This window comes from Bacteroides sp. An19 (genome assembly GCF_002160215.1).
Classification (GTDB): domain Bacteria; phylum Bacteroidota; class Bacteroidia; order Bacteroidales; family Bacteroidaceae; genus Phocaeicola; species Phocaeicola intestinalis.
Map to the genome: position 1 here is coordinate 126,354 of NZ_NFKD01000008.1, position 6,089 is coordinate 132,442.

The following is a 6,089-nucleotide window of genomic DNA, read 5'->3' on the forward strand; positions in this document are numbered from 1 at the left end:
CTATTAAGGACAAACATCCATCGCAGAACAAGCACTATATTTATTCGCAGTATATTTACAACAGGGCATTTCCGTATACATATGGAATTCAGGTATATACAGTTTGTATGTAGAAGCCATATAACCTTTTTTAAAGGTCTCTTCATTTCCATGATCCCCTCCTGTATTTTCATCCCTTGCCAACGCTTCCACATTGGCAAGAGCCAAGTCTGACATCATTTCTTTATTCTGCGCCTGATAAGCCGTTACACCTGCGACTACAGCCAAAGCGGCTGCAAACGTGATTTTCAATATATTCTTTTTCATCTTTTGCTAATTTTTATGTTATTATTGTTTTTCATTGATACCTGCGAAGCTGCAAATCACCGGTTTGCACATCTTCTGTTGTATTCTTAGAAGCTGTTTTGAATTTCTCCAAAAAGTTTTTCTTGGCTTGATGTATCCGTTTCCGTGTGTGCTTTGGGTGATTTTTTGGTCCTTTGCGCGGTATGAAAATGTGCATTTTGTATATGCCACGTAGCAGAGACGATGTGCACATCGTCTCTACAAAAGCGGTGCGAAATGTTCAAGAAAATGCACAAATTCATACCGCGCATGGTATAATATCAAAATAGTAAAGAGTAAATTACAATATGAATACCGCAATGAGCCAATGTAGGGACGGTGTCCGCCCGCCCGTATGCGCCTGCGTGGATGTATTCGGGCAGGCAAACCCTTCCCTACAAGTTAATTGGCAAGATGCGGAATTCATTAAAATATTCTACGTGCTGATTGGGGGTAAACAGGTGAAAAACACGTCTTATCGGCATCAGGAGACGTACGCCTCACCATGTATATGTGAAAAAATCCGCTCAAGAATACACAGAATAAGAAAAAACGGTTATCTTTGCTTTACATTAACCTCAAAAACGACAAATATCATGTTTACAATTCAAGCAAACCCGTCCGGCACACGGACTATGGAAATATCAGAAGAACACCTGAAAACCATTGAAAAATATGCCTTGTTCCAACACCTGATAGACAGCAACGGCATTGTAGACGAATCGGTTCTGGACAAACTGAAACTGAACGTGCGTTCGCTCATCGTTTCTTCTGAAGGTAATTGCAAAGACCTGCTCGACCTGTGCATTGATGTGATTTATCACAACAACATGAAAGCATTTGGCCTGTATCAGCTTATCCAGCTGTACATCAAATGGCAACGTGAGCAGGAAGGCAGCCTTAGCCCCGAACTGCTGAACGAACCTCTGAACTGAGAAACTGTTTTGAATTTCTACATTCACACGGAGGGCACGGAGATAAACAGATAAACAAAAAGAGAGTCTTTCTGTGTCCTCCTTATGATGAAAACCTCAAACCCTGAAATCTCCCAATGACAAACAAAACCTATCAACTGACAGACTGGCTACCTACGACAAAAAAAGAAGTGGAACTGAGAGGCTGGAACGAACTGGATGTCATCTTATTCAGCGGAGACGCGTATATCGACCATCCTTCGTTCGGTGCTGCCGTCATCGGGCGTATTCTGGAAGCAGAGGGACTGAAAGTAGCCATTGTGCCCCAACCTAACTGGCGTGACGACCTGCGTGACTTCAAAAAGCTGGGGCGCCCACGCCTGTTCTTCGGTATAAGCGCCGGAAGTATGGACAGCATGGTAAACAAATATACTGCCAACAAACGGTTGCGGAGCGAAGATGCCTATACCCCCGACGGAAGACACGACATGCGGCCGGAATATCCGAGCATAGTATATACACGCATCCTGAAAGAACTGTATCCGGATGTACCCGTCGTGCTGGGAGGTATCGAAGCATCCCTGCGCCGCCTGACGCATTACGACTATTGGCAAGATAAAGTATGCCCTTCTATCCTGATAACTTCAGGTGCCAATCTGCTGATATACGGCATGGGCGAAAAGCCCATAACCGAACTGTGCCGGCGCATGAAAACATGCGGCACGCCACTACCCACCGACATTCCACAAACGGCTTATCTGGCCGACCGGAAAAGTTTTGCAGCAGAAGAAACAGACCTGCACCTCTTCTCGCATGAAGAATGCCTTGCCGACAAACGTAAACAGGCGCAGAACTTCCGCCACATCGAAGAAGAATCGAACAAATATGAAGCATTGCGTATTTGGCAGGAAACAGGCGATAAGGTAGTAGTCGTAAATCCACCTTATCCACCCATGAGCCAAAAAGAACTGGACTATTCGTTCGACCTTCCTTATACACGCTTGCCTCATCCGAAATACAAAGGCAAGCGCATCCCTGCATACGATATGATTAAATTCTCGGTCAATATCCACCGGGGATGTTTCGGAGGCTGCGCATTCTGTACCATATCGGCACACCAAGGAAAATTCATCGTGAGCCGAAGCAAGGAAAGCATTCTGAAAGAAGTAAAAGCAATTACAGAAATGCCCGACTTCAAAGGTTACCTAAGCGATTTGGGCGGACCATCTGCCAACATGTATGCCATGCATGGCAAAGATGAAAAGTTGTGTCACAAGTGCAAACGCCCTTCGTGTGTGCACCCGAAAATTTGTCCGAACCTGAATACCGACCATCGCCCGCTACTGGACATCTATCACAGCGTGGATGCCTTGCCCGGCATCAAAAAGAGTTTCATCGGAAGCGGAGTGCGCTACGACCTGTTATTACATCAAAGCAAAGACCCTGAAGTAAATCGGAGTGCAGCACAGTATACGCGCGAACTCATCGTACGTCATGTAAGCGGACGGCTGAAAGTAGCTCCTGAACATACAAGCCCACGGGTATTGGACATCATGCGCAAACCTCCGTTCGAACAATTCTATGAATTCAAACGAATCTTCGACCGCCTGAACCGTGAATTGAACCTGCGCCAACAGATTATTCCCTATTTCATCAGCAGTCATCCCGGATGTACAGAAGAGGACATGGCCGAACTTGCCGTCATCACTAAAAAGCTGGACTTTCATTTAGAACAGGTACAAGACTTTACACCTACTCCCATGACTGTCGCAACAGAAGCCTGGTACACAGGTGTGCATCCATACACACTGGAACCCGTTTTCTCGGCAAAAACACAGAAAGAAAAGTTGGCGCAACGTATGTTCTTCTTCTGGTATAAGCCTGAAGAACGGCGCAAAATCATTGCCGAACTGAAACGGATAGGGAGAAGCGACCTGATAAAGAAACTGTATTGATACTGTTCTGCCCCCAAAAGGTGTGTCAAGACAAACAGACACACCTCCAACACTCAGCTGTTTATTTATGCAAAATACGTACTGGCATCAGCCGGTAAAGCATCTTGCGGGTCATGATTTTATGATTCAAGAAATTCACAATATAACCAGTAATAAGTGCTGCTACAACCGAGCCTTCACGTACTCCTTCAATACTTCGAGTAAAACCTAACGAAAGAAGCACGGCTATCAGAACCAACGTTACATCGAAACCAACCTTTACATTACCGAATTCCTTATGCAAACGGCGAGAAAGATATTTCACTGTTCCTTCAGCACTCATCATCGCTACCTTAGGCTTGATTTCGAACACCACACCTACCGACTGAACCAGACATCCCGTCAACAAAACTCCTATTGACATCAGGTAACCCGTAGTATGCAACTCTGAAGTAAGCCACATGTTCAAATCAATAAATGCAGAAAATACGAACGACAAGGGTATCTGAAGCAAGATTTCTACCACATCTTTGCGCGTACCGTACCTACCCCGGATAAGCCAAAGCTGAATCAGTACCATCAGCATATTGGTGATAAATGTCCATGTTCCCAAGGTAAGCGGAGTATTCAGACTCAACACGTAATTGGTACTGGAAATGGGGGTGGTTCCTAATGCCGAATGCACAATCAATACGATTCCCATTGCCAAGAAATACAGACCTAAAATAAAAACCAAATACCTTTTAATCAAACTTTCCTTTTCCATATCGCTTTATGAAACTATTTATATTTGCATGCAAAGGTACTGTTTTTCTGGGAAAAACGGATAAGACATTCAGAGTTTGTGGAATAAAAAAATCGGGTACAAGGACACTTTTCTATTTAATAAATGTCCGTAATTAGCCAATCCGTTTGAGTTGCAAACGCAGTAGTACTGCGTTTGCCGATGAAGATATATTCGTAGGCGGATGCAGTATATATTCAACCGCGAACGCAGTATATATTCATTTTTCAGGGGTATATATTGGCTAAAGGACATTCATTTCTATTTACGGTATCCTTGCGTCCCGATTTCTTCTCTTATTGTTTCGTTACAACGGCTTATACTCTACAAAAGCCTCCATCGCCTCGTAGCAGGCAAGCCCCAATTTGTCGTAAAGCGAAGCTGTGCCACGGTTGCGGTCTTCGCTGCGTTGCCAGAAGAGGCGCTCGTCATTGCCCAGGAACGGGGCACTCTCCATCTGAGACTGGTGCTTCAGGATGGAATTCCGTTTCGCACGAAGCTCTTCGGGACTGAACGGCACAGCCATCTCGATGTTCTCGATTTCCCATTCCGCCCATGCCCCGCGGTACATCCAGATGCGGCAATCCTTCAACCATGCGGCACCGGCATTCTTTTCCTCGTCAATAGCTGCCAGTACGGCATCGGTGCAGACACGGTGCGTGCCATGGGGGTCGGCAAGGTCGCCGGCTACATAAATCTGGTGCGGCTGTACTTCCTGCAACAGCTTCTGGACGATTTGCACATCCGTCTCGCTAATGGGGTTCTTCTCGATGCGCCCCGTCTCGTAGAAAGGAAGGTCGAGGAAATGCACATGGTCCAGCGGGATGCGGTTATACGTGCATGCCGTGCGTGCCTCTCCCCTACGTATCAACCCCTTTATGGTCAGGATGTCACGCGTGTCGATGTCGCCTTCCTTCTTCTGAAGCAGGAACTGCTTGATGTCGGCATACATCTTGCGGATGGTCTCGTTCTGATTCTCATCAAAAAGCTGGTTGAAACCGTTGATGAAGTGCATGAAGCGTACCACCTCCTCATCGCCTACGGCAATATTGCCCGAAGTCTCGTATGCCACATGCACGTCGTGACCCTGCTGCACCAGACGGCGGATGGTGCCGCCCATGGATATCACATCGTCATCGGGATGCGGAGAAAAGACGACCACACGCTTGGGGAACGGCTTGGCACGCTCCGGACGGTAGGTGTCATCCGCATTGGGCTTGCCGCCGGGCCAGCCGGTGATGGTATGCTGAAGGTCGTTGAATATCTTGATGTTCACATTATAGGCAGAGCCGTAAAGCACCAGCAGCTCGCTCAAGCCGTTCTCGTTATAATCCTTGTTGGTCAGCTTCAGAATCGGTTTTCCGGTCAAAAGGCAAAGCCATACGATGGCACTCCGGATCAGCTTGTCGTTCCATTCGCAGCTAGTCACCAGCCACGGGCGCTGGATGCGCGTCAGGTGTGAAGCAGCGGGCAAGTCGATGCAGACGGTCGCATTCTGGTGCATCTGGAGGTAAGAAGCGGGAAGCGTATCCGAAATCTTATCCTCTACCGCCTGCTTGATAATATCGGTCTTGTCATCGCCCCAGGCAAGCAGATACACACGGCGGGCTTCTATAATCGTATTGATGCCCATCGTAATGGAACAAGGAGGCAGGTTGTCCACGCCCAGGTTATGCGCCGCTTCCGAACGGGAAGTACTGTCCACAAATATCAGGCGCGTAATGGAAGCCGCCGTAGAGCCGGGCTCGTTCATGGCGACATTCCCTTCCCTGCCGATGCCCATAAGGACGATGTCCAGTCCGCCGTAGGTCTTGATGCGCTGTTCATACAGCAGGCAATGGTCTATGACCGCATCCTGCGGAATCGTGCCGTCCGGAGTAAACACGTTCTGCCGGTCGATGTCCACCTGGTTCAGGAAAAGCTCATTCAGCTGGCCGATGCTGCTGCTCCCCTGCTCTGATAAAGGATAGTATTCATACAGATTAAATATCACCGCATTACGGAAGCTGACGCCTTCTTCCTTATGGCGGCGCACCAGTTCGGCGTAAAGCGGACGGAGCGAAGCCCCCGTGCCCAAAGCCAACGTACAGAACTTGCCGTCATGCTGGCGTTCCTGTATCTTGCGGATAACCT

Annotated in this window: 6 protein-coding genes; 2 read left to right on the forward strand and 4 right to left on the reverse strand. The window is 47.6% G+C overall.

The features are described from left to right. Positions 1–3: 3 nt before the first annotated feature. Together B5F25_RS05775 and B5F25_RS05780 are read right to left on the reverse strand one after the other, a co-directional pair. A complete protein-coding gene (locus B5F25_RS05775) occupies positions 4–306 on the reverse strand; it encodes an NVEALA domain-containing protein (protein WP_087248196.1) in 303 nt (100 codons plus the stop codon). Between the two features lie 31 nt (positions 307–337). Next, the gene (locus tag B5F25_RS05780; RefSeq protein ID WP_158098076.1) at positions 338–502 is read right to left on the reverse strand and encodes a hypothetical protein; all 165 of its coding nucleotides are present in this window, start codon (positions 500–502) and stop codon (positions 338–340) included. Positions 503–920: 418 nt separating this feature from the next. Here B5F25_RS05780 and B5F25_RS05785 point away from each other — a divergent pair, with 418 nt between their 5' ends. Together B5F25_RS05785 and B5F25_RS05790 are read left to right on the forward strand one after the other, a co-directional pair. Continuing rightward, a complete protein-coding gene (locus B5F25_RS05785) occupies positions 921–1,259 on the forward strand; it encodes a hypothetical protein (RefSeq protein WP_022040324.1) in 339 nt (112 codons plus the stop codon). Positions 1,260–1,375: 116 nt separating this feature from the next. Further along, a complete protein-coding gene (locus tag B5F25_RS05790; RefSeq protein WP_087248198.1) occupies positions 1,376–3,193 on the forward strand; it encodes a YgiQ family radical SAM protein in 1,818 nt (605 codons plus the stop codon). 61 nt (positions 3,194–3,254) lie between these two features. On the opposite strand, the gene B5F25_RS05795 is transcribed toward B5F25_RS05790, so the two are convergent. Continuing rightward, entirely contained in the window at positions 3,255–3,938 is a 684-nt protein-coding gene (locus B5F25_RS05795) for a DUF6198 family protein (protein ID WP_087210190.1), read from the reverse strand. Positions 3,939–4,263: 325 nt separating this feature from the next. Then, on the reverse strand, positions 4,264–6,089 hold a 1,826-nt coding region (locus B5F25_RS05800; protein WP_140406867.1), incomplete at its 5' end, for a glucosamine-6-phosphate deaminase.